21 protein-coding genes are annotated in these 19,902 nt (G+C 49.4%); 11 read left to right on the top strand and 10 right to left on the bottom strand.

The window, feature by feature from the left end:
• Window positions 1-2: 2 nt before the first annotated feature.
• From narI to DPO_RS22885, 8 genes are all read right to left on the bottom strand, one after another.
• Window positions 3-677, bottom strand: coding sequence for a respiratory nitrate reductase subunit gamma (gene narI / locus DPO_RS22915; protein WP_006968769.1), 675 nt, complete (start codon window positions 675-677; stop codon window positions 3-5).
• The gene (gene narJ / locus DPO_RS22910) at window positions 674-1,288 is read right to left on the bottom strand and encodes a nitrate reductase molybdenum cofactor assembly chaperone (RefSeq protein ID WP_006968768.1); all 615 of its coding nucleotides are present in this window, start codon (window positions 1,286-1,288) and stop codon (window positions 674-676) included. Before narJ ends, narI begins: the two co-directional genes overlap by 4 nt.
• 3 nt (window positions 1,289-1,291) lie before the next feature.
• On the bottom strand, window positions 1,292-2,716 hold the full coding sequence (gene narH, locus DPO_RS22905; protein WP_006968767.1) for a nitrate reductase subunit beta: 1,425 nt from the start codon (window positions 2,714-2,716) through the stop codon (window positions 1,292-1,294).
• Window positions 2,706-4,445, bottom strand: a complete 1,740-nt coding sequence (locus DPO_RS26535) for a molybdopterin dinucleotide binding domain-containing protein (RefSeq protein ID WP_328284789.1) — start codon at window positions 4,443-4,445, stop codon at window positions 2,706-2,708. The genes narH and DPO_RS26535 overlap by 11 nt, the downstream gene beginning before the upstream one ends.
• Window positions 4,408-6,414 (bottom strand): molybdopterin-dependent oxidoreductase, encoded by a 2,007-nt coding sequence (locus DPO_RS22900; protein ID WP_006968765.1) that lies wholly within the window; start codon window positions 6,412-6,414, stop codon window positions 4,408-4,410. The genes DPO_RS26535 and DPO_RS22900 overlap by 38 nt, the downstream gene beginning before the upstream one ends.
• 27 nt (window positions 6,415-6,441) lie before the next feature.
• A complete protein-coding gene (locus DPO_RS22895; protein WP_236610034.1) occupies window positions 6,442-7,032 on the bottom strand; it encodes a beta/alpha barrel domain-containing protein in 591 nt (196 codons plus the stop codon).
• A 296-nt stretch (window positions 7,033-7,328) separates the two neighbouring features.
• Window positions 7,329-7,880, bottom strand: a complete 552-nt coding sequence (locus tag DPO_RS22890; protein ID WP_006968762.1) for a hemerythrin domain-containing protein — start codon at window positions 7,878-7,880, stop codon at window positions 7,329-7,331.
• Between the two features lie 126 nt (window positions 7,881-8,006).
• Window positions 8,007-8,186, bottom strand: a complete 180-nt coding sequence (locus DPO_RS22885) for a hypothetical protein (RefSeq protein ID WP_006968761.1) — start codon at window positions 8,184-8,186, stop codon at window positions 8,007-8,009.
• A 279-nt stretch (window positions 8,187-8,465) separates the two neighbouring features.
• Between DPO_RS22885 and DPO_RS22880 the strand changes: the two genes are divergently transcribed.
• The 6 genes from DPO_RS22880 (at window position 8,466) to DPO_RS24900 (ending at window position 14,050) form a co-directional block, all read left to right on the top strand.
• Window positions 8,466-8,969, top strand: coding sequence for a QcrA and Rieske domain-containing protein (locus DPO_RS22880; protein ID WP_006968760.1), 504 nt, complete (start codon window positions 8,466-8,468; stop codon window positions 8,967-8,969).
• 19 nt (window positions 8,970-8,988) lie between these two features.
• Window positions 8,989-10,242 carry a cytochrome b gene (locus DPO_RS22875; RefSeq protein WP_006968759.1) on the top strand — a complete coding sequence of 418 codons (1,254 nt, stop codon included), beginning with the start codon at window positions 8,989-8,991 and terminating at the stop codon, window positions 10,240-10,242.
• A 75-nt stretch (window positions 10,243-10,317) separates the two neighbouring features.
• Window positions 10,318-11,181, top strand: a complete 864-nt coding sequence (locus DPO_RS22870; RefSeq protein ID WP_006968758.1) for a c-type cytochrome — start codon at window positions 10,318-10,320, stop codon at window positions 11,179-11,181.
• On the top strand, window positions 11,178-12,743 hold the full coding sequence (locus DPO_RS22865) for a nitrite reductase (RefSeq protein ID WP_006968757.1): 1,566 nt from the start codon (window positions 11,178-11,180) through the stop codon (window positions 12,741-12,743). Before DPO_RS22870 ends, DPO_RS22865 begins: the two co-directional genes overlap by 4 nt.
• A 137-nt stretch (window positions 12,744-12,880) precedes the next feature.
• The gene (locus DPO_RS25405; RefSeq protein WP_006968756.1) at window positions 12,881-13,537 is read left to right on the top strand and encodes a c-type cytochrome; all 657 of its coding nucleotides are present in this window, start codon (window positions 12,881-12,883) and stop codon (window positions 13,535-13,537) included.
• Between the two features lie 18 nt (window positions 13,538-13,555).
• On the top strand, window positions 13,556-14,050 hold the full coding sequence (locus DPO_RS24900) for a radical SAM protein (RefSeq protein WP_006968755.1): 495 nt from the start codon (window positions 13,556-13,558) through the stop codon (window positions 14,048-14,050).
• Between the two features lie 221 nt (window positions 14,051-14,271).
• Here the strand turns inward: DPO_RS24900 and DPO_RS22850 are convergent, their stop codons facing one another.
• Together DPO_RS22850 and DPO_RS24895 are read right to left on the bottom strand one after the other, a co-directional pair.
• Complete coding sequence (locus DPO_RS22850) at window positions 14,272-14,466, bottom strand: hypothetical protein (RefSeq protein ID WP_006964083.1); 195 nt, start codon at window positions 14,464-14,466, stop codon at window positions 14,272-14,274.
• 344 nt (window positions 14,467-14,810) lie between these two features.
• Window positions 14,811-15,930, bottom strand: a protein-coding gene (locus DPO_RS24895) for an IS3 family transposase (protein ID WP_407637398.1) whose coding sequence is annotated in 2 segments (ribosomal slippage) — window positions 14,811-15,654 and window positions 15,653-15,930 — 1,122 coding nt in all. Because the reading frame shifts where the segments join, the coding sequence is not laid out codon by codon here.
• A gap of 54 nt (window positions 15,931-15,984) precedes the next feature.
• Between DPO_RS24895 and DPO_RS22835 the strand changes: the two genes are divergently transcribed.
• The 5 genes from DPO_RS22835 (at window position 15,985) to DPO_RS22815 (ending at window position 19,686) form a co-directional block, all read left to right on the top strand.
• A complete protein-coding gene (locus tag DPO_RS22835) occupies window positions 15,985-16,668 on the top strand; it encodes an SPASM domain-containing protein (RefSeq protein ID WP_006968754.1) in 684 nt (227 codons plus the stop codon).
• 19 nt (window positions 16,669-16,687) lie between these two features.
• A complete protein-coding gene (locus DPO_RS22830; protein ID WP_006968753.1) occupies window positions 16,688-17,878 on the top strand; it encodes a cytochrome D1 domain-containing protein in 1,191 nt (396 codons plus the stop codon).
• 91 nt (window positions 17,879-17,969) lie between these two features.
• Window positions 17,970-18,701, top strand: a complete 732-nt coding sequence (locus tag DPO_RS22825; RefSeq protein ID WP_236610033.1) for a Crp/Fnr family transcriptional regulator — start codon at window positions 17,970-17,972, stop codon at window positions 18,699-18,701.
• A gap of 185 nt (window positions 18,702-18,886) precedes the next feature.
• Window positions 18,887-19,147, top strand: a complete 261-nt coding sequence (locus DPO_RS22820) for a hypothetical protein (protein ID WP_152427798.1) — start codon at window positions 18,887-18,889, stop codon at window positions 19,145-19,147.
• Entirely contained in the window at window positions 19,087-19,686 is a 600-nt protein-coding gene (locus DPO_RS22815; protein ID WP_083912138.1) for an ATP-binding protein, read from the top strand. Before DPO_RS22820 ends, DPO_RS22815 begins: the two co-directional genes overlap by 61 nt.
• Window positions 19,687-19,902 lie beyond the last annotated feature (216 nt).

Genomic DNA, 19,902 nt, shown 5'->3' with positions numbered 1-19,902 from the left:
GGTCAGGCCTGCCGTGTCTGCCGTCGGTAAACGATGAAGGGCCGTGTCAGGTAGAACAAAGGAACACTCCAGATGTGCACCAGACGGGTGAAAGGGGAAAATGCCAGCAAAGCCCAGGCTGCTGTCACATGAACCCGGAAGCTTAAGGGTACGTCGAGCATCAGGGTGCTGTCAGGCGTAAAGGTGACGATGCCTCTGATCCAGGGGGCCACACTGTACAGCATGTTGAAATGGCTGAACAATACATTGTACATCCCCGTGGCGATCACCACAGCCAGGGCTGCCAGTGTGACCATGTCATTGCGGGTGGTCACAATCTTCAGGCGGGGCTGTTTCATTCGGCGCCATCCCAGCACCAGGATACCGGCAAACGCCGCCATTCCCACGGCCAGGCCGTTCCAGTGAGCAATGGTGTTGTGTATTTGAGCTGTGATACCGAAGATATCAAGCACGCGCTGGGGAATGAGCAGTCCGCCGGCATGCCCCATAAAGGTTGCAATGATGCCGAAATGGAACAGGATCGATCCGTAGAAAAGATATTTTTTTTCAAGAAATTCACTGGAACGGGCATTCCAGCCAAATCGGTCGGTGATATAGCGGTAACCATGGCCGAACACGAAAGTGGTCAAACATATGTAGGGGAAAACGGTAAAAATAAGGGTATGCCAAAGGGTCATGTCGGTTCTCCTTGTGTGTGCGGGCGGGGTGTCATCCGGGAGTCTTGTTGATCTGTGCCGGTGGCGGCCGCTGCTGCCAGACGGCCCAGGGGGCGAAGAAGTTCGGCATAGGCCGGTGCTTTTTTTTCCAGTCCGACCACCAGATGGGTTGCGGCATTCAGGCATTGCCATATCTGTGTTGCTGCTGCCGGTTCCGGCCGGGGATGGAGCCAGAGAAATTCCAGGAGCAATGGCAGATAATCGGGCAGATCCCCGCTCGTGCGTTCCCACCCGGTTCGGTCGTACAGGTGCTGCAGTTTTGCCAGAGCCGCAGCCCGTTTTTCATTGTCACCAAAGGCGTGATAGGTCAGGTTGAGCGTCGTGGCTGATCCTAGATCAAAGGCCGCGGTATGATTTTCCTGGAGGCGCAGCAGGTCATGGGCTTGAAGATAGGTCAGAAAATTTTGCACCGCATGTTTGAATTCAGGTTCGGGGATCTGCCGGGTGGCAGCGGCGATGGGATCAAGATCATGCAACAGCCTTTTGTCCGGGTAATCGAGCAGCACGGAGAGCACCTGCCATGTGGTGCCGGATAAGGAGATCATGGGTGTATGTTTTTTGTATTCTGTCATTTTTTAAAATGCCTCTCCCAGTCCGCATCTGCCCTGGCGGGTGAAAACGGCCGGATCATCCACGGGTGCCGTGGGGATCACGAACCGTTTTGCCAGGGGGGCCAGTGCCAGCAGTTGATAGATCTGATCCGCATCTTGAGCACTTAAGCCCACTGGATCCAGCACCTGTGTGTCGGTTTGTTTTTCCACCCGGCGCAGACGCATGTAATGGCGCAAGGCAGCCAGCCTGCCCAGGGCCAGGCGCACCGGTTCCTGGTCTCCCGCACTCAGCAGGTTCGCAAGATAGGTAACCGGTATCCGCATCTGGTCAATGGCTGCCGGAATTTCAGAGGTGTCGGCCACCTGGCGGCTGACCGGGCTGAGGGGGGGTATGTACCAGACCATGGGCAGGGTTCGGTATTCGGGATGCAGGGGCAGGGCCAGCCGCCATTGCCGGATCAGGGAATATACCGGAGAGCGGCGTGCCGCAGACAGTACATTGGATGCAATGCCCTGGGCTTTTGCTGCCTGGATTGTTTCAGGATCATTCGGATCCATGAGGATATCCAGGTGGGCCGGGTAGACATCCTTGTCCCGGGGGACTGCCGCCGCCTCAAGAATGCGGTCGGCATCGTAGAGCAGCACCCCCACATACCGGATCCGGCCCACACAGCTGTGGGCGCACAAAGTGGGCAGGCCGGCCTCGATGCGGGGATAACAGAAGATGCATTTTTCGGCCCGGCCCTGCTTCCAGTTGAAATATACCTTTTTGTAGGGACAGCCCGACACGCAGTAGCGCCAGCCCCGGCAGCGCTCCTGGTCCACCAGAACGATACCGTCTTCGTCTCTTTTGTACAAAGCACCGGATGGACAGGATGCCACACAGGCCGGATTGAGGCAGTGTTCGCACAGCCGCGGCAGCCAGAACATGAAAAGGTTCTTGAACTTTAGGTAGGTGTCGATTTCCAATCGGTTGAAGTTGACATCGCCGGCTCCGGTTTCCGACAGGCCGGCCAGATCATCCTCCCAGTTGGGGCCCCATGCAGGATCCATGGGTTCTCCGGTCAGGCAGGAATGGGAGCGGACCGTTGGCTGGTGGTTTTTTGGGGGGCTTTTGATCAGGCGGTCGTAATCATAATCCCATGGTTCATAGTAGTCATCAATGACCGGCAGGTCCGGGTTATGAAAAATGTTCATTGCCTTGTGAATCCGCCCGCCGGCCGCAAGCTTCAGCCGGTTGCCCTTCACGGTCCAGCCGCCGCGGTAAATCTGCTGGTTTTCCCATTTTCCGGGATACCCGATACCAGGTTTGGTCTCCACATTGTTGAACCACATGTATTCGGCACCTTCCCGGCTGGTCCACACATTCTTGCAGGGAATGCTGCAGGTGTGGCAGCCGATACACTTGTCCAGGTTCATCACCATGGCGTATTGCACTTTAATCTTCATACCATTCCACCTTTCCGGCCTTGCGCACGATGATGGTTTCATCCCGCTGGGAACCGATGGGTCCGTAATAATTAAAGCCGTAGCTCAACTGGGCGTAACCGCCGATCATGTGGGTGGGCTTGACCAGAATCCGGGTCACGCTGTTGTGGGTACCGCCCCGTTTGCCGGAAATTCCTGTGCCCGGCGTATTGATCAGCCGCTCCTGGGCATGGTACATGAACGCCTTGCCCGGCGGGATGCGCGGACTCACCACGGCTTTTGCCATCACCACGCCGTTGGCGTTAAAGCATTCCAGCCAGTCATTGTCTTTTGCCTTGATTTTTTTTGCGTCAGCGTCACTGATCCAGATGGATTCTCCCCCCCGGAACAGGGTCAGCATGGTGAGGGTATCGGCATAGGTGCTGTGAATCGACCATTTGGAGTGGGGGGTCAGGTAGTTGAGCACGATTTCCCGTTCAGGTTCCCGCTTCACGCTGCCGGTATTACCCGGAGTGATTGTCAGGGGCGGGCGGTAAATCGGCAGTTGTTCGCCGAAATCACGCATCCAGGGATGGTCCTGGTAGAACTGGGCCCGGCCGGTGAGGGTCCGAAACGGGACTTTTTCTTCGATGTTGATCACAAAAGGGGAGTAACGCCGTTCTTCAGATTCAATGCCGCTCCAGATGGGTGAGGTGATGATCTTGCGCGGCTGGACCGTGAGATCGTCGAAACAGATCCGTTCATCCTGCCGTCCCCGGCTCAGATGGCGTAAGCTCATGCCGGTGCGTTTTTCCAGGGTTTCCCAGGATTTGACTGCTGTGGCACCGTTGGTCTCGGGTGCCAGCATCAGAATGGTCTCGGCAGCCTGTTTTTCTGTTTCCATGACCGGCTGTCCCTGGGCGATCCCTTCGGTCACTTTGCCCAGAGCGGTTTTCAGTGCTTCGGTTTCTGTATCTGCATGCCACATAACGCCTTTGGCGCCTACACCGGCGGATGCGGCCAGCGGTCCCAGGGATGTCATTTTTTTAAAGGTATTGGGGTAGTCCCGGGTTACCACGGTCAGGGCGGGCATGGTCTTTCCGGGCACGGGGTCGCATTCGCTGTGGTGCCAGTCCTGCACCCGGTCCTGGGCGATCTCTCCGGGGGTGTCGTGCATCAGAGGGGTGGCCACCAGGTCTTTGACCGTGCCCAGATGATCCGATGCCAGTTCGGAGAATTTTTCTGCAATGGTCTTGAACTGTTCCCAGTTGGTGCGAGATTCCCAGGGCGGATCAATGGCCGGATTGAACGGGTGGATGAACGGATGCATGTCCGTGGTGCTCAGGTCATGCATTTCATACCATCCGGCAGCCGGCAAAGCGATGTCCGCATACATGGCACTGGTGGACATGCGCAGCTCCAGGGTGACCATCAGATCCAGCTTGCCTTCCGGGGCCGGGTCCCGCCATTTAATTTTTTCAGGGCGCAGGTCACTTTCTGAATTGAGTACGGCATGGTCCGTGCCCAGCAGGTGTTTGAGGAAATATTCATGCCCTTTGCTGCTGGCCCCCAGCAGGTTGGCCCGCCACAAAAAGAGCATGCGCGGAAAATTATCAGGGTGATCCGGGTCTTCAATGGCAAACCGCAGGTTGCCGGATTTGATTTTTTTCACGGCAAAATCTACGATCTCCTCATCGGTGGAAGCCCCGGCAGCCATGGCTTCCTTGACCAGTTCAACCGGATTGCAGTTGAACTGGGGATAAGAGGGCAAGCCAGCCCAGACGGGCCGCTGTCACGTTGTAGTCGGCCATGTGCTGCGCTGCCGGCTGTTTTGCCAGAGGAGACTGAACCGTTTCCGGCCGAAAAGTGTCATACCGCCACTGGTCTGTAGCAAAATAATAAAAAGAGGTGCCGTTCTGCTGGCGCGGCGGCCGCTGCCAGTCCAGGCCGAAGGCCACCTGAGCCCAGGCTGCCTGGGGCCGCACTTTTTCCTGGCCCACATAATGGGCCCATCCGCCGCCGTTCACGCCCTGGCACCCGCACAGGGTGGTCAGGTTGATGATGGTGCGGTAGATCATGTCACTGTGGTACCAGTGGTTGGTCCCGGCCCCTAAAAAGATCATGGATTTGCCGCTTGTTTTTTCGGCATTTTCGGCAAATTCACGTGCCACCCGGATGGCATCCTGGGCCGGCACGCCCGTGATCTTTTCCTGCCATGCCGGTGAAAAAGGTGCGGGATCTTTATAATCTGCCGGATAGTCGAAAGAGCCCTTTTCCGTTGTCGATGGGGTATTTTTCTGCGGCACCCCCAGGTGAGCGGCCATCAGGTCAAATACCGTGGTCACGTGCAGGTCCCCGTCCGGGGTGGGGACAGCCTTACAGGGTACCAGTCCTTTTCTGACGGTCGAGCCGGTCTCGGTAAAAACGGGAAAGGCCACGGTGCGCCAGCCGTCGTTTTTTTCTGCAAACCCCAGCAGGGGATAGACCGGCTCACCATCGGCCTTCATTTCAAGGTTCCAGTTGCCCTGTTCGTTCCAGCGGAAACCGATACTTCCGTTGGGCACGGCAAAATCGCCTGACGCTGCATCATACACCACGGTTTTCCACTGGGCGTTGTTGGTTTTCAGACCGAAATCCGCGGCACGCAGAAACCGTCCCGGGGTTTCGCTGTCCGTTCCCTGTTCAAGTACCACTAAAAAAGGCAGGTCTGTGAACTGTCTGGCGTAATCCATGAAATAGGACACCTGCCGGTCCATGTAAAACTCCTTGAGAACCACATGGGTCATGGCCATGGCCAGGGCCGCGTCCGTGCCGGCCCGGGCCGGCAGCCAGGTGTCGGCGAACTTGACATATTCGGCGTAGTCCGGTGCCACGGCAGCCACCCGGGTTCCCCGGTAACGGGCTTCGGTGAAAAAATGGGCGTCCGGCGTCCGGGTCATGGGCAGGTTGGTCCCCCAGACAATGAAGTAGGATGATTCAAACCAGTCAGCGCTTTCAGGTACATCCGTCTGTTCGCCCCATATCTGGGGAGAAGCCGGGGGCAGGTCGCAGTACCAGTCGTAGAAGCTGAGCATGGATGCGCCGATGAGTGACAGGAACCGGGCCCCGGCAGCATAACACACCATGGACATGGCTGGAATGGGCGAAAATCCGAATACCCGGTCCGGGCCGTATTTTTTGATGGTGTGAACCAGGGCCGCGGCAATCAGGGCGGCGGCTTCATCCCAGTCCACCCGCACAAACCCGCCTTTGCCCCGGGCCTGATGAAAGCGGCGCCGTTTTTCTTTGTCTGTGGCAATACTTTCCCAGGCAACCACCGGATCATCGGTTTGCCCCAGGGCCTGACGCCACATGTCCAGCAGGCACGACCGGACCAGGGGATGCTTCAGTCGTACCGGGCTGTACGTGTACCAGGAATAAGTGGCCCCCCGGGGGCAGCCGCGGGGCTCGTGGTTGGGAACCCCTTCCCCGGAGGCCGGATAGTCCGTGGCCTGGGTCTCCCATACCAGGACACCGTCTTTGACAAAGACATCCCAGGAACAGGAGCCGGTACAATTGACCCCGTGGGTGGACCGGACTTTTTTATCATACTGGGAGCGGCGCCGGTAAAGATCCTCCCATTCTCTCTGACCGCAGCGGGTTTCAGCCCAGCCTGCTGCGGTTTTTTCTTCCCGGCAGCCCTGCTTTTCCCCGCGGGGCCGGAAAAAACGAAGCGATGACAAAACAGATTTCTGCGACATGGGTTACCCTCCTTAGGCCGGTGTTGTTTACATTTTCTTTCTGCCAAAGTATTTCATGAACTGGGTTCTTTCATAAAGCGCGGGGTCTTTGCTTTTTGCCTGGCTCATCTTGCCTCTGAAATCGGCAATCTGTCTGAATCCCTTGTTATGCATCCAGATCTCAAGGCCCTCCAGCAGGGTTTTGATGTAACCGGTACCGTTTTTATACAGGCAGGAGACGGTCTGGACCGCATTTGCCCCGGCAAGTATCTGCTTGATCAAGGCGTTACTGTCGTGAACGCCGGTGGATGCGGCCAGATCGCAATCTGTCCGTTCAGACATCATTGCGATCCACCGAAGCGAAACAGCCAGATCCGAGGGTGTGCTGAACGTAAAAGACGGCTGGATGTCAAATTGGTCAATGTCAAAATCCGGGCTGAAAAACCGGTTGAACAGCACCAGCCCCTTGACACCGGTCCGGGACAATTGTTGAATCATGGGCCCCAGGTCGGTGAAATAGGGGCTTATTTTCAGGGAAACCGGGATATCCACTGTTTCAAGCATTTTTTTGATGATCTTGAAATAGAGCCCCTGAGTTTCCTGTGCGGTTCTTTCAAAACTGGAAGGCAGAAAAAACATGTTGAGTTCAAGGGCATCTGCGCCGGCTTCTTCGATACGCCGGGCATAGGAAATCCACTCAACGGAATTGTGAGAACATCGGTGTATTCAAACGCGATCTCTTCCTCGAAAATGGATTTCAGGATTACGGCGCCGGCCCCGTTTTTCTCGATTTCCTGAATTTTTTTCACCGAACTTGTCAGACCCGAACTTCCCACGATCAATGGGTTTTGAAGATCAAGGCCCATATATTGAACAGACAGGTCCATTCTCCCTCCTTATGTTATTTGAAATAACCGGTGCTAAGAAATGAAAAATCAGTCCAGATAGATTTGCGTCAATTCATCGATCATCTGATGAAAGGCTTCATGTTTGCCCGTGCCGATTCTTTCGGTTTCAAGGGTGTCAAAGTCCTGATACAGTTTCTCATCGGTTTCCCGGGAAAAACGGGCTTCTCCCATGGGATACAGAATATTGTTTTCTTTGTAGATGTGGTCGAGCATCAGCAGGATGTATTGTTCGCATTCATCGGCCAGCGCCCCGGACACAGCAGTGTCGCCGGACTGGAACCGGGCAAATTTCCGGCGGATGGCTTTGATATGGCCCCGGCCGGTGGTGTGTTCCGACAGCATCGCTTCGATGGGTCCCTGCCTGGGAATGCCGGCCTGTTCCATGGCTGGAAACAGCAGGTCTTCTTCTTTCCCGTGATGGCATTTGTCCACAAATATTTCAAAAAATTCCAGGATTCCCTCAAAATGGCCAGTGTCAATGGTTTGATTTGATTGAAGGGATTCACACATTTTTCTGAGCACACGAAATACGATCTTTATTCCTTCATGCTCATTTTTCAGCTGGTCCGTGGATTTCATAGATGGGCTCCTTAGGCTGGAAAAGCGATTTTTTAAAAAAATCAGTAAAGAAAAAAACTCAAGATGATTATGGTTGTTTCAAAAAATAGTTCAAATGTCAATATTTGAAAAAAAGTGATACGATTTTCAGACCAAGCCGATGACCGCAATCAGGGCCGAGGTCCCGTCCGGCGGAAACGAGGGAATGTCGGTTAATAAAATCAAATCATTGTTCAGAAAAGACCTCCGCCTCAAGGGTTTTAGCCGATTTTTGAAAATCGATTCTACCTGTTCCATAAATTTATGGAACAGGTCATCTAATTCCATGAAAACCATGGATCCTCTATCCGTCATATCAGTATAATAATAGTCCGCACCGCATCAGAAAGGAATTGCTTGATTTTTTTGTTTGATAAAAACCTGTTTTCCATATGTCTGCATCGCAATACTAGCACCTGGAACGGCATTATGTTGGAAAGCATCGTTAATTTTTTTTCCGCTTATGTGATATTGATCACATACTTAATAAAATTTTCATCTTATCGTCCATAATAAAATGTCTGTCCGACAGTAGAATTAGGAAAATCTGATTTTTTTGGGGGGGCGATGAAATATTTTCAAAGACGGAAACTGCTTAAGTTTTTTTTTATTTTCGTCATATTTGGCGGGATAGTTGGCCAGGCGGTCTATATACTCATCAAATTTTTTTTACCAAAGGCGAATTACGGCCCTCCTCAACGAATAAAGATAGGCGCGCCCCATAAATTTTCAGATGGCCCCAATTTTCTTTCGGAACATCAAATCTTTGTTATAAAGGAGGGCAATAAATTCCATGCTATCTCCTCTGTTTGTACCCATCTGGGCTGCAACGTCACCGTCAAGAAGCTTACTGGGCCAAAGACAGTGACTGTTAGCGGTAAAGAAATTGAAGAGAAATGGGAGTTCCATTGCCCCTGTCATGGTTCAAGTTTTTATGGTGACGGAACGCCTTATACAGGACCAGCTCCCTCTCCTCTTCCCGCATTTAAATTGTCAGTTTCGACTGTTGAAAGAAAGCTCATAGTCGATAAGGGCTCCGAGGTGAGTGCGGATTGGAGGTTAACCGTTTAGGTTTGAAAAGGAGTTTGCTGTGGGCATTTGGAAGAAATTTTCCAATAAAATCGTTACCGGCTGGGACCCCGTCCAGTCATTTGAAAAAAAAGATGCAATCGATCGTATCTTCTGGGTACATTTTCTGCCCAATGATAATGAAGTGTCCCCGAGGAGCTATTCCCTCTCGTATTCCCTATATCTTGGGACAATAGCAGCCGCAATTTTTGCGATACTTTGTATAACCGGACTGCTTTTGATGTTTCGGTATGTTCCGTCAGTTGAACATGCGTACTGGAGTGTTAAGGATATAAATTTTATTTTCCCTTTTGGCTGGTTCATTCGCAGCCTCCACCTGATTTCCGCCTATTTTATGATCAGTTTTGTCTTTTTGCATTTGTGCAGAACTTTTTATACCGGTGCATTTAAAAAGGGAAAAAGAGAGAACACCAATGGATGGCTGAACTGGCTTGCGGGGGTTGTGCTGCTGCTGCTTACCCTGGCCATGGCCTATACCGGATATCTCCTTCCCTGGGACCAGGTCAGCTATTGGGGTGCTGTCATCGGAACAAATATAATAAAGTCTATTCCGATAATCGGAGATGAACTCAGATATTTCGTTCTTGGCGGAAACGCGATAGGGCAGAATTTCCTGTCCCGCATCTTCATCCTTCATGTGCTGCTGCTGCCCTTCCTGGCAATGCTTTTTATTTCATATCATTTTTGGAGAAATAAAAAAGATGGCGGAATGGCGTGTGATGACAATATAGAATCCCACTCCGACAACGGTTCGGTAAATAGTCATACGCTGGCCGCGTCAAAACCGGATACATTGCATGACACCCCCTTGTTTTTGCAAAGGCTTATATGGGTTTTTCTTTCAACCCTTGCGTTCGCTGTACTGTTGGCGCTGTTCATTAATATTCCGATTGAGGCCCCGGCCGATCCGGTAAATGCGCCAAACCCGGCAAAAGCTCCTTGGTTCCTGTTATGGATGCAGGAACTTGTTGCCACCACGACCATAAGCATAGGCCAATACCGGATAAACGGCGGATTGGTCGGCGGAGTGCTTATCCCCGCAATTTTGCTTATCTGGCTGGCACTGGTTCCGTTTTTCGACAAAAGTCCTTCTGAGGCGACCGGCGTTTGGTTTCACCGCACTCGGTTGCGGCAGAATGTCGTATTTACAGCAATTGCGCTGGCAATTATTCTGCTGATCTTTTTTGCCTACTTTTGCCGGGGCCCGAACTGGGATTTCTTCTGGCCCTGGGAGGCTTGGCCGGGGGCACATTAACCAATATTTCAAGGAAAAAAATCAACCGGCAATGTCGAGCAAAACAAATATTATTCAGATAAATCAGGAAAAACCATGAAAAATGATAACAGTTTTTTAAAAAAAGAATCATTGAAAATCCTGATCGCAGGCTTTGCCGTCCTCGTTTTGTTAATTGTGGTGATTCTAAAAGAGTCGCAGCCTGAATGGCAGTATTATCAACACGTTTTTAAAGAGGTTTTGCAGGGGCATACCGACCAGGAACTGGACAGCAGTGACATCCCGTCCGGGGTTAAACAGATACATCTGCCTGATGCGGGTCGGGTGGATCGCTGCCAGACCTGTCATCTTGGCATTGATATGCGTGGATTGGAACAAGCCCCTTTGCCGTATCAAACCCATCCGGGAACCGGTATTCTCTGGTATCATCCTGCTGAACAGTTTGGCTGCACCCTTTGCCATGAAGGACAGGGATATGCCTTAACCAAAGCAGAGGCTCACGGGGAAATACCAAGAGAACAATGGCCACGGCCAATTCTGCCTGAAGACTATCTACAGGCCTCGTGCGGAAAATGTCATAATCCTGAACTCATGGAACAGGATGCCCCGGAATTGTTTGCCGGCAGGCAGTTATACAAAGACAAGGGGTGCAAAGAATGCCACCGGATCGGTCCGGTGGGTGGAAGTATAGGACCTGAACATAGCAACCTTGCGCGATTCAGCATCAAATACCTGGAAGAAGCGGTGATGAATCCTCCTCAGGAATCGGTAATGCCGGACATAGGTTTTACCAGGGAAGGCGTTCAGCCCCTTGTTGTTTATATGTTAAGCCTGGATTCAAAATTCGATGATGAAGTTCCGCTTAAATATAAAAAATTATTGTCGAAAAATCAGGTAACCAGCAGCTTTCTTGTTGCTGGTTACCCTTTAACCCAAAATCAAAAGAGGGGGAGAAAATGAAAATGGCAGAAAAACGTAAATGGTCCGTTGGTTTATCATTGGCGTTCTTTGTTTTCGCCTGTTTAGCAACGACCCCGGTCAATGCAGGCGATATGGATGATGCAGGCAAACTGTATAATCAGAATTGCGCGGTTTGCCATGGTGCCGACCGCGGCGGTTATTTCGCGCCGGCTTTGACTAAAGAAAGGCTCGTCAACACCACTGAAGCCGCTATCCGATCAATGGCTATCAACGGTATCCCGGAAACCCAGATGCCGCCCTGGGGCGGGAAGCTGAGCACTCCGGAATTGCGGAAATTGTCGGCTTTGTTCAAAAACACATCAAAAGAAGAAGTTGCCTTTGGCATGGAAGAGGTCAGAAAATCTTTGGAGGTATATGTTGAGGACATATCAAGCCTGCCTTCGAAGCCGGTATATCCGATCAGGAATATACACGACCTGATGGGAATCATGGTCAGGGGAAGATATTCCACGGATAACAGCAGGGTGGTTTTCTTTGACGGCAGAACACATCGTCAGGTCGGAGAAATTCCGACAAAGCATGCCCCCCATAACATGAATTACAACCCGGTTGACCTTCGCTGGGCTTATGCGGTAACCGACAGTGGATACCTTTACAAGATTGACCTTTATTCAATGCGCGCAGTGCGCAGCATTCGTACCGGATTAAACGGACCGTCGCTTGCTGTTTCCCGGGATGGAAATTATGTGATGGCAGGATCCTATGTCTCTCATAACGCGGTAATCCTGGATGCCGGGACTTTTGAACCAGTTAAGTTTTTTGATTTAAAAGGAGAAAATCCTGATGGCCAGATGGTGGAATCCGATTCCGGAATGATCACAGGAACACCGTTTGCCGATTACCTGGTTGTCGCTCTGGAGAATGCAGGTCAGGTCTGGATCATCGACTGCAGCAAGCCGGACTTGCCTGTAACCAAGATAAAGAATGTCGGCCGGCACTTACATGATGCGGTTTTATCACCGGAAGGAAGGTATTTAACCATTGCTTCTTATGAAGATGGCAATTTCCCGGTGGTTGATCTGAAAGAGAAAAAAGTGGCGGTGAAAATACCGGGGGGCTGCACGCCTCATTTTGGTTCAGGGGCAATTATAAAAGTTGACGGAAAATCTCTTGGAATCGGGACCAATATCGGAAGCTGTGAAAATACCGTTGTCACTGTCTGGGATATGGAAACCTTTGATGTGGTGAAGCAGATACCTGTTCTCGGCCCCACCGAATCACCGGCAGCCCATCCCGATTCCAAATATGTTGTCGTGGATATCGTGGGCACGGGCCCGGACGCGGATAAGATTCAGATGATCGATAAAGAGAATCTGGAGGTTGTAAAAACCATAACTGTCGGCGGGCATTCCCATTTTCCGGAATATACGGCAATGGGGGACTATTTCTATGTAAGCGCTGGATACAAGGGGGACAAGCTGGTTATCTACAAATCCGACACCATGGAAAAAGAAAAAGAGATCCCGCTTGAAAGCCCGGCGGGAATATTTTCTCATAGTCGTTCAAAGACGGTGTCAATCGGCCTGGAAGATGCGTTATAACAGACGTACTGGCTCTTTTCTGTAAGCAGAGGCACTATTTGTCGCCTCTGTTTACAGATTTTTCCTAGTACAAATGAAATTAACGGGTTGTTCAGATTTATGACAAAACTTAAGATAAATTTTCAGGACCCTGCTTTATGCGAAAAACTGCGTGTTTTTTTTTGATCTTCATATTGATCATATTGCTAGAAGTCCCATGCCTTTTTTCAGGACAGAAGTCACAGAATGGTTGGACAGCAAGACAGGTATATCTGGAAAATTGTGCCGCCTGCCATGGACGGGACCGGTCGGGTTTCATCGGAACACCGCTTGTGTCTGCAAAACTGGCCGCCCGCAGTGAGGCCGCAATTCGGTCACTGATTTTGTATGGTATAGAAAATACTTTGATGCCGGTTTGGAGCTGCAGACTGACGCAGCCGCAGATACGTCAATTAGCCTTTTACTTAAAGGAAACCCCGGCTGAAATTGTCAGAAAAGTAACAGTTGATTCTGATGGACGCTGCAATATCGCAGAAATCGAAAAATGGTGGCGTGATTCACAACGAATTGCAAAAGGCGAAGTCCTTTTTGAAGAATACTGTATGGGATGCCATCATCAAACAATTGAAGCATTTGCTCCGTCCTTTGGGGAGATTGCAGGCAACAGGGATGTTACCGCCATTGCAGGGCAAATCAAATTTCCCTGGAGCAGCAGCGCAATATTGGGATATACGGATCAGAAAATGCCGGTGTTTGGATTGACGGACAGTGAAATCAAAAATTTGGGGGCTTATGTCCATTCATTTCGGGAATAGTATTCAAAAGGAGGTCTCATGTTAAGAATAAGCAGGATTCTTAGGGAAGCAGACCGACCTGTGACCACTGCCCGACACCATGGAAGGTCAGGCATAGTGGTTATATGGAATTTAACCAATCGTTGTAATCTTTCATGTCCCCATTGCTATACCCACGCAACATCAAAAAAACTTTCCAATGAACTTGATACCCGTCAATGCAAAAGTGTCATAGATGATTTGGCAAGACAAAATGTTATGGTTTTAATTTTGTCGGGGGGCGAGCCGGTCTTGCGGCCGGATCTTTATGAATTGGCGGCTTATGCCCGAGACAAAAAAATTTTATGCGCGCTTTCAACCAACGGAACTTTAATCAATGATCTGCATCTCAGGAAAATTTTAAAAAGCGGAATCGGGTATGTCGGTATCAGTATCGACGGTATCGGTCGAAATCATGATGAATTTCGCGGGAAACAGGGTGCTTATGCCGCATCTTTGAACGCAATCCGGCTATGCAGGGATGCAGGTCTCTGAAGTGGTCCCCATGTCAAGACCGATTTGAACATTTTTTAAGCTACATTTCTGAGCCATTTGTGTTGTAGGATTTCCATCCTTTTTTATCGTTTGCAGCCTCCTTTCAATCATGCATTTTAAAAACCATTGGAATTTACAACCTAAAAATGCCCCTACTGATGACAAGAAACAGTATGGGGGGGGCATACTGAGAATTAAAAACTTTTCCCCCAAGCGAAAAATCAATCCTTCTGATCCTCACAATATTTAAAACCTGCCTTTTTCAAAATATCTTCCAGAATGATTCCAGGCTCTCCTTTTGCCTTTAATTGGTCAAGCATCCACCTTTGGATACGAACATTCACATGAACCCGCTTGAGATGCGGGGGTAACTTTTGTTTTGGTTTTCCTCTATATCCTCCACGGTTACTCTGCATTTCATTACCTCATATTTATTTTTGCAAGCTCTAAAAGTCTTGTCAATCGGATACTTTAGAAAAGTGTGTTACGCTTTACAAAAAAAATACTCCTTTTCAGTTAAAAAATACCGCCTTTTTTAATAATGTTGTCTTGATATTTTTCCCTACAGTGGTATTGTCACGCCACCATCCCGGAGGATAGGGCAACTGCTGGGAAGCACCCCGAGCGTCGTGGCTGGTGACTGAAGCATGGGGCAGCGCCGGCAAATGCCAGCCTGCCCTACATGCTTTGGTCCACAATGCGTTAAATCCCGGGGGTTTGGGGGCTGGCCCCCATTATAATCAGGCTAAAACTCCTTTTTTTAAAGGCTCACAGTAGCGCACGCTTTAGGGTAAGATGCTCTTGGTACACCGTATTTCAGCGACTGATGAAGCCTTTCATTGTTATAGAAGTTCATATAGGCTTTCAAAGACCTGTAGGCATCATTCATTGTCTGATAGTCTTTCAAATAGACATCCTCATATTTGACAGCACGCCATAACCGCTCTACAAAGACATTATCAAGTGCCCGGCCTTTAGAATCCATGCTGATTAGGATGTTTCGTTTTTCCAAAACCGTTAAAAAATTGATTGCGGTATATTGGCTGCCCTGGTCAGTGTTGAAGATTTCGGGTTGTGAAATCACCAAAGATTCCTCCAGGGCCTCAACACAGAATGAATTTTCAAGGGTGTTGCTCAGTCTCCATGACAAAACGTATCTGCTGTACCAGTCCATGACTGCCGTTAAATACACAAAGCCATTTCCGATTTTAATATACGTGATATCAGTAGACCATACCTGGTCAGGCCTTTCTATTCTGACTTCCCGCAATAAATATGGATAAATTTTATGTGTTTTGTCCCTCCTTGATAGTTGGGGTTTAGGGTAAATGGCCTCTATTCTCATCAGCTGCATCAACCGCCGAACACGTTTCCGGTTCACATTATAACCGAGTGTGTTCAAATAGGCCACCAGCCTTCGGTTGCCATAGAAAGGTGTCTTGGTATGCTGGCGGTCAATCAGATCCATCAGGCAAAGCGTGTATGGATCTATCGGCTTCGGTGTATAATAAAGCGCTCCTTTTGAAACTTCCAGCAGCTCACACTGCCTGTTAATACTGAGTTTCTGGTGATTTTTGTCAATTAATTGCCGTCGTTCAGGAATTGATTGTATCAACCTTTTTTTTTAACCAGTCATTTTCAACTTTGAGCTGACCGATCTGCTGATACAATTGATTTACCAGGTCTTTTTCGTCATTTTTCTTCCGTTGTTTATGATTGGTAAAAACTTCCGGCAGCCCCTCCAAGGCTTCCTTCTTCCACCTGGTGAGCAATGAACGGTGAATTTCAAATTTTCTGGCTAATTCTGCCACAGTTTCCTGTTCCCGTATCATTGCCAAGGCAACTTTGGTTTTAAATTTTCCGCTGTAACTTTTTTTCATGGACCTCCTTTTTTCGAGTCAATTTGAACCTGGTTTAACACCAGAAATGTCTCTATGCAAGTGGTTCAAATTTTGGGGACCATTATACTCAAAGTCGGGCTGCGGCTGTCATTAACAGCGCATACTGTTCAGGGGTTGCCGGAAATATTCGAACTGTTTGAAAAAGAAAAACTTGTAAAACTCTATATTTCACATCTGAATTATTCAGATGCCGCTTCAAAAAATTTTGCCTTGGAAACGGTTCAGATCAGAGAAAGTATGCGGTTTGTTATACAAAAAGCGTTGACATACATGAATGACAACTCTTTTACCCGTGAGATAGTAACCGGAAACAATGAGGCTGACGGTCCTTTTTTTTACCTGTTGATGCAGCAGGAAGACACCCGGAAGGCTAAATCAATTTATGAACGGCTATCAATGACCGGCGGAAACAGCTCCGGTGTTCGATTGGCCAATATTGATCCATTGGGAGAAGTCCATCCGGATCCATTTTGCAGGGGTATCTCTCTTGGAAATGTCAGGCAGAAACCTTTCAGTCAAATATGGCAGACAACGGATCATTCTTTTGTGGTTTCATTGCGGGGCCGCAAAACAAAGTTTCTCGGACGATGCGGAAACTGTCGGTTTATCGACCTCTGCGGCGGAAATTCCCGGGCCCGGGCGTTTGCCCACACTGGTGACTGGCGGGGATCCGACCCGATGTGTTATCTTACAGATGAAGAGATCTCGAAAAAATAATCAAATAATGGGGTGTGCAATGAAGCGATATGGATATATTTGTTTATGGTTTTTGTTTTTCTTTGGTTATTCCAGTGCAATGGGTGCTGCTGATCAATGGGGTACCGGCTCGCTGATGATCATTGTTGAACGGGAAAATTCAAGTGTCGTTGTGGTGGATTCCCTGAAGCATGAAATTTTGGGACGTATTTCAGATCTCGGTGTGCTGCATCATGCCAGCATCTCATTTTCCCAGGATGCCCGTTATGCATATATTATTTCACGCGATGGCTGGTTGAGCAAGCTTGACCTTCTCACCTTGGAAAGGGTGGCCAAGGTTAAGGTCGGAGATAGTTCCATAGGTTTGACAGTGACGCAGGACAACCGATATATAGCTGTTTCCAACTACAAGCCCGCGGTTGTGAAAATTATCGATGCAGAGACGTTTGAAGATGTTGCAGCAATCCCCGTTGAGCGGGAAGTCAACGGGGAGACTGTCCCGTCAAGAGTAGTGGGTATGGTTGATGCCCCTGGCAATCTTCTTGTTTTCTCCCTGATGGATGCCGACGGCATCTGGGTTGTGGACGCAGGCAGCAGTGATTTTCCTGTAATAAAGAAATACTGGGATATAGGCAAAATGCCCTACGATGCATTGCTGACCCCTGATGGCCGTTATTATATTGCCGGCCTGTATCATTCCCGGCATTTGGCAATGCTGGATCTGTGGGAATTGGACAAAACAAAAGAGATCGATCTCAATAATCCAAACAAAAAAACCGCAAAGATGGCGGTGCGGAAAGTTCCCCATCTGGGAGGCTGGTCAATGGCCGGCGGGCTTTTTTTCGCCCCCGTGGTTGCTGAGGCACGCCTGCCGGTTTATAGATCAGGAAGTTTTGAGCTGATCAAATCCATTTCCCTGGCGGGCATGCCCATGTTTGCCATGGCCAGTCCGGACGGGAGGCATGTCTGGGTTAACTTTTCCGGTCAAAATCATCGCCTTGTTCAGGTTATTGACGTAGCCACCCTGGAAGTTGTCAAAACGTTTGACATCGGAGATCGCGTGTTCAATATGGAATTTTCTCCAAAAGGGGCGTATGTATATATTTCTTCTTATAAAGACAATAAAGTGGTTGTTATAGCGGCAAACAAGCTTCAAATAATAAAGAAGTTTGATGTCAATACCCCCTCTGGAATTTTTTCGACAATAAGGGCCCATATTTCAGGCTTGTAATTCAAGGAATGTTATGGTTATATGAAAAATAGTGGAAAGTAACTTACACCGTTGATCCGGGGAGGGATTGCAGATGCGCAAACGGGTAAACATGGATGCATCAAAGACTATGGATACCCAGACTGAAATTCTGCGGTCTCTTCAAAAAATGCCCTTTTTTAAAAACGTTGATGAAAAAGACCTGGCCCCTTTTGTCGGAAAGGCCAAAAAACGAAGCTTGAACAGAGACGAAATTATTTTCACTGCTGATGAGAAGTGCCGAAACCTGCATATACTTCACACGGGAATGTTAAAAATTTTTGTCCTCTCTCCGGACGGAAGAGAGCAGATTATCCATTTCTTGAAACCTGTGGTTGTTTTCGGTGAAGACATCCTTTTTGGCGAAGATCCATATGAAGCCAGCGCCAAGGCTTGCCGGGAAACTGTTATTTTCGACATAGGGAAAAAGGATGTCGAGGATTTCCTGCACATCCATCCACAGGTCGGAATAGCAATGCTGACCTATCTTGGGAAAAAAGTACGAAAGTTGACAAGAATGATTGCCGATCTGGCGCTAAAGGATGTGCAGGGCCGCCTGGTATGCCAGCTGGTCCAAATGGCTTCAGATCAAGGGAAAAGAACGGAAGGGGGTATTTTGATTGAGGGAATGACTCAGGAAGAATTGGCCTGCGCTACCGGCGCGGTCCGGGAACATTTAAACCGTTGTCTGTCCCGGCTTCAGGAGGCCCGCCTCATTAAACTGGATCGTAAAAAAATCATTATTCAAGACATGGAATCCTTGGTCAGCCTGTCACAGAAAAGTGAACCATTTCTCTCAATTTGATTCAATCAGGGGCTGCATCCATCAAAACTGAAACCCAAACATTGACATACTCCCCCCTCCCATGTAGTTTTGCGTTGATCAATCTTAATTTCTATAATGGAGCAGACAAGAGCTTGGTGGTCACGCTGGGAAAAAATACACACTTAACAAAATTCGGATTCAGGTTCAACCGTGGTGGTACGCATTTGTCCCATACCATGATGCTGGAAGACCTGAGCAACCTGCTGGGATATATCAATGACCCCAATGCCGACAAAAAAGACTATCTGAAGGCCATCAAAGCGGACAACTGCCTGGGCAAGCGGTCGGGCAAAACGCGTGAATTGACCAGCCGCCATCTGGTGGGTCTGTATTCGCTGGATACTGCTGATATCCTTTTCAGGACATTGCAGAACTGCTGGACAAGCTGGATGACCAGCCGGCTGCCCGCAACCCGCTCCTGGTAGAGGCGCTGACCCGCCTGCGTCTTGTCAATCGCAGCAACCTGGGAGTCAGCCGCATGTACAAAGCCCTGCTCATGGAGGGAAAGGAACCTCCAGTGATCCAGGAAATCGGTGAATCGGTCTGTGTTACCTTTTTAAAGCGGGAAATGGCTGCGGCATTCCGTGTGTTTGTTGCACAAGAAAGCAGGAAGGGAAATGACCTGGGTGTGGATACCCTGCTGATCCTTCAATATCTTCTGAAACACCCGGAGCTTGAAACTTCTGTTGCGGCGGGCATGTGCCAGCGCAGCCAAGGGCAAATGAGAGAAATCCTTTCTGCCATGGAAAAGGCCGGATACATTGAACACGGAGGGGCCGGGCGTGGCATGTACTGGACACTTTACCCGGAACTGTACCAGCGGCTGGCTGAATCCGCTCAGCCGGAACGTGAGCGGCGAATTGACTGGGATGCAGCCAAAACAAGAATCCTTTCATTTTTCGACCAGGCCCGGGCAAACAGGCTTGCTATGAATATAGACCGGGTAAATCTATCGATTAAATGAAACCTTACGTATTACATAACATTAAGTGCAACATTAACCATCACTGAATGTTGCACTTAATGTTAAACGCTCATTTGCGCAACATTTACATGGCGGAATTGTTGCAACTATTGTGCAATAATCCCTATAACTGAAAACGAACAAAAAAGGCAATGAACCGCTCATGAAACCGCTGGATAAACCGTTCCGCAATACCCTGGAAAAGACCGTCAAAGA

The sequence above is a fragment of the Desulfotignum phosphitoxidans DSM 13687 genome, from assembly GCF_000350545.1.
Lineage (GTDB): Bacteria > Desulfobacterota > Desulfobacteria > Desulfobacterales > Desulfobacteraceae > Desulfotignum > Desulfotignum phosphitoxidans.
The sequence above is the reverse complement of the archived record's forward strand: the minus strand, read 5'-3'. Positions and strand labels throughout refer to the sequence as shown.

Coding starts and splice junctions, on each gene's coding strand:
- DPO_RS22895 (WP_236610034.1), bottom strand. CDS start 7,032: ATGTTTTTTCTGCCTTCCAGTTTTGAAAGAACCGCACAGGAAACTCAG.
- DPO_RS22835 (WP_006968754.1), top strand. CDS start 15,985: ATGCAAGTGGTTCAAATTTTGGGGACCATTATACTCAAAGTCGGGCTG.
- narH (WP_006968767.1), bottom strand. CDS start 2,716: ATGAAGATTAAAGTGCAATACGCCATGGTGATGAACCTGGACAAGTGT.
- DPO_RS25405 (WP_006968756.1), top strand. CDS start 12,881: ATGCGAAAAACTGCGTGTTTTTTTTTGATCTTCATATTGATCATATTG.
- DPO_RS22890 (WP_006968762.1), bottom strand. CDS start 7,880: ATGAAATCCACGGACCAGCTGAAAAATGAGCATGAAGGAATAAAGATC.
- DPO_RS22865 (WP_006968757.1), top strand. CDS start 11,178: ATGAAAATGGCAGAAAAACGTAAATGGTCCGTTGGTTTATCATTGGCG.
- narI (WP_006968769.1), bottom strand. CDS start 677: ATGACCCTTTGGCATACCCTTATTTTTACCGTTTTCCCCTACATATGT.
- DPO_RS22885 (WP_006968761.1), bottom strand. CDS start 8,186: ATGGAATTAGATGACCTGTTCCATAAATTTATGGAACAGGTAGAATCG.
- DPO_RS24900 (WP_006968755.1), top strand. CDS start 13,556: ATGTTAAGAATAAGCAGGATTCTTAGGGAAGCAGACCGACCTGTGACC.
- DPO_RS22850 (WP_006964083.1), bottom strand. CDS start 14,466: ATGCAGAGTAACCGTGGAGGATATAGAGGAAAACCAAAACAAAAGTTA.
- DPO_RS22900 (WP_006968765.1), bottom strand. CDS start 6,414: ATGTCGCAGAAATCTGTTTTGTCATCGCTTCGTTTTTTCCGGCCCCGC.
- DPO_RS22830 (WP_006968753.1), top strand. CDS start 16,688: ATGAAGCGATATGGATATATTTGTTTATGGTTTTTGTTTTTCTTTGGT.
- DPO_RS22825 (WP_236610033.1), top strand. CDS start 17,970: ATGGATGCATCAAAGACTATGGATACCCAGACTGAAATTCTGCGGTCT.
- narJ (WP_006968768.1), bottom strand. CDS start 1,288: ATGACAGAATACAAAAAACATACACCCATGATCTCCTTATCCGGCACC.
- DPO_RS22880 (WP_006968760.1), top strand. CDS start 8,466: ATGAAATATTTTCAAAGACGGAAACTGCTTAAGTTTTTTTTTATTTTC.
- DPO_RS22870 (WP_006968758.1), top strand. CDS start 10,318: ATGAAAAATGATAACAGTTTTTTAAAAAAAGAATCATTGAAAATCCTG.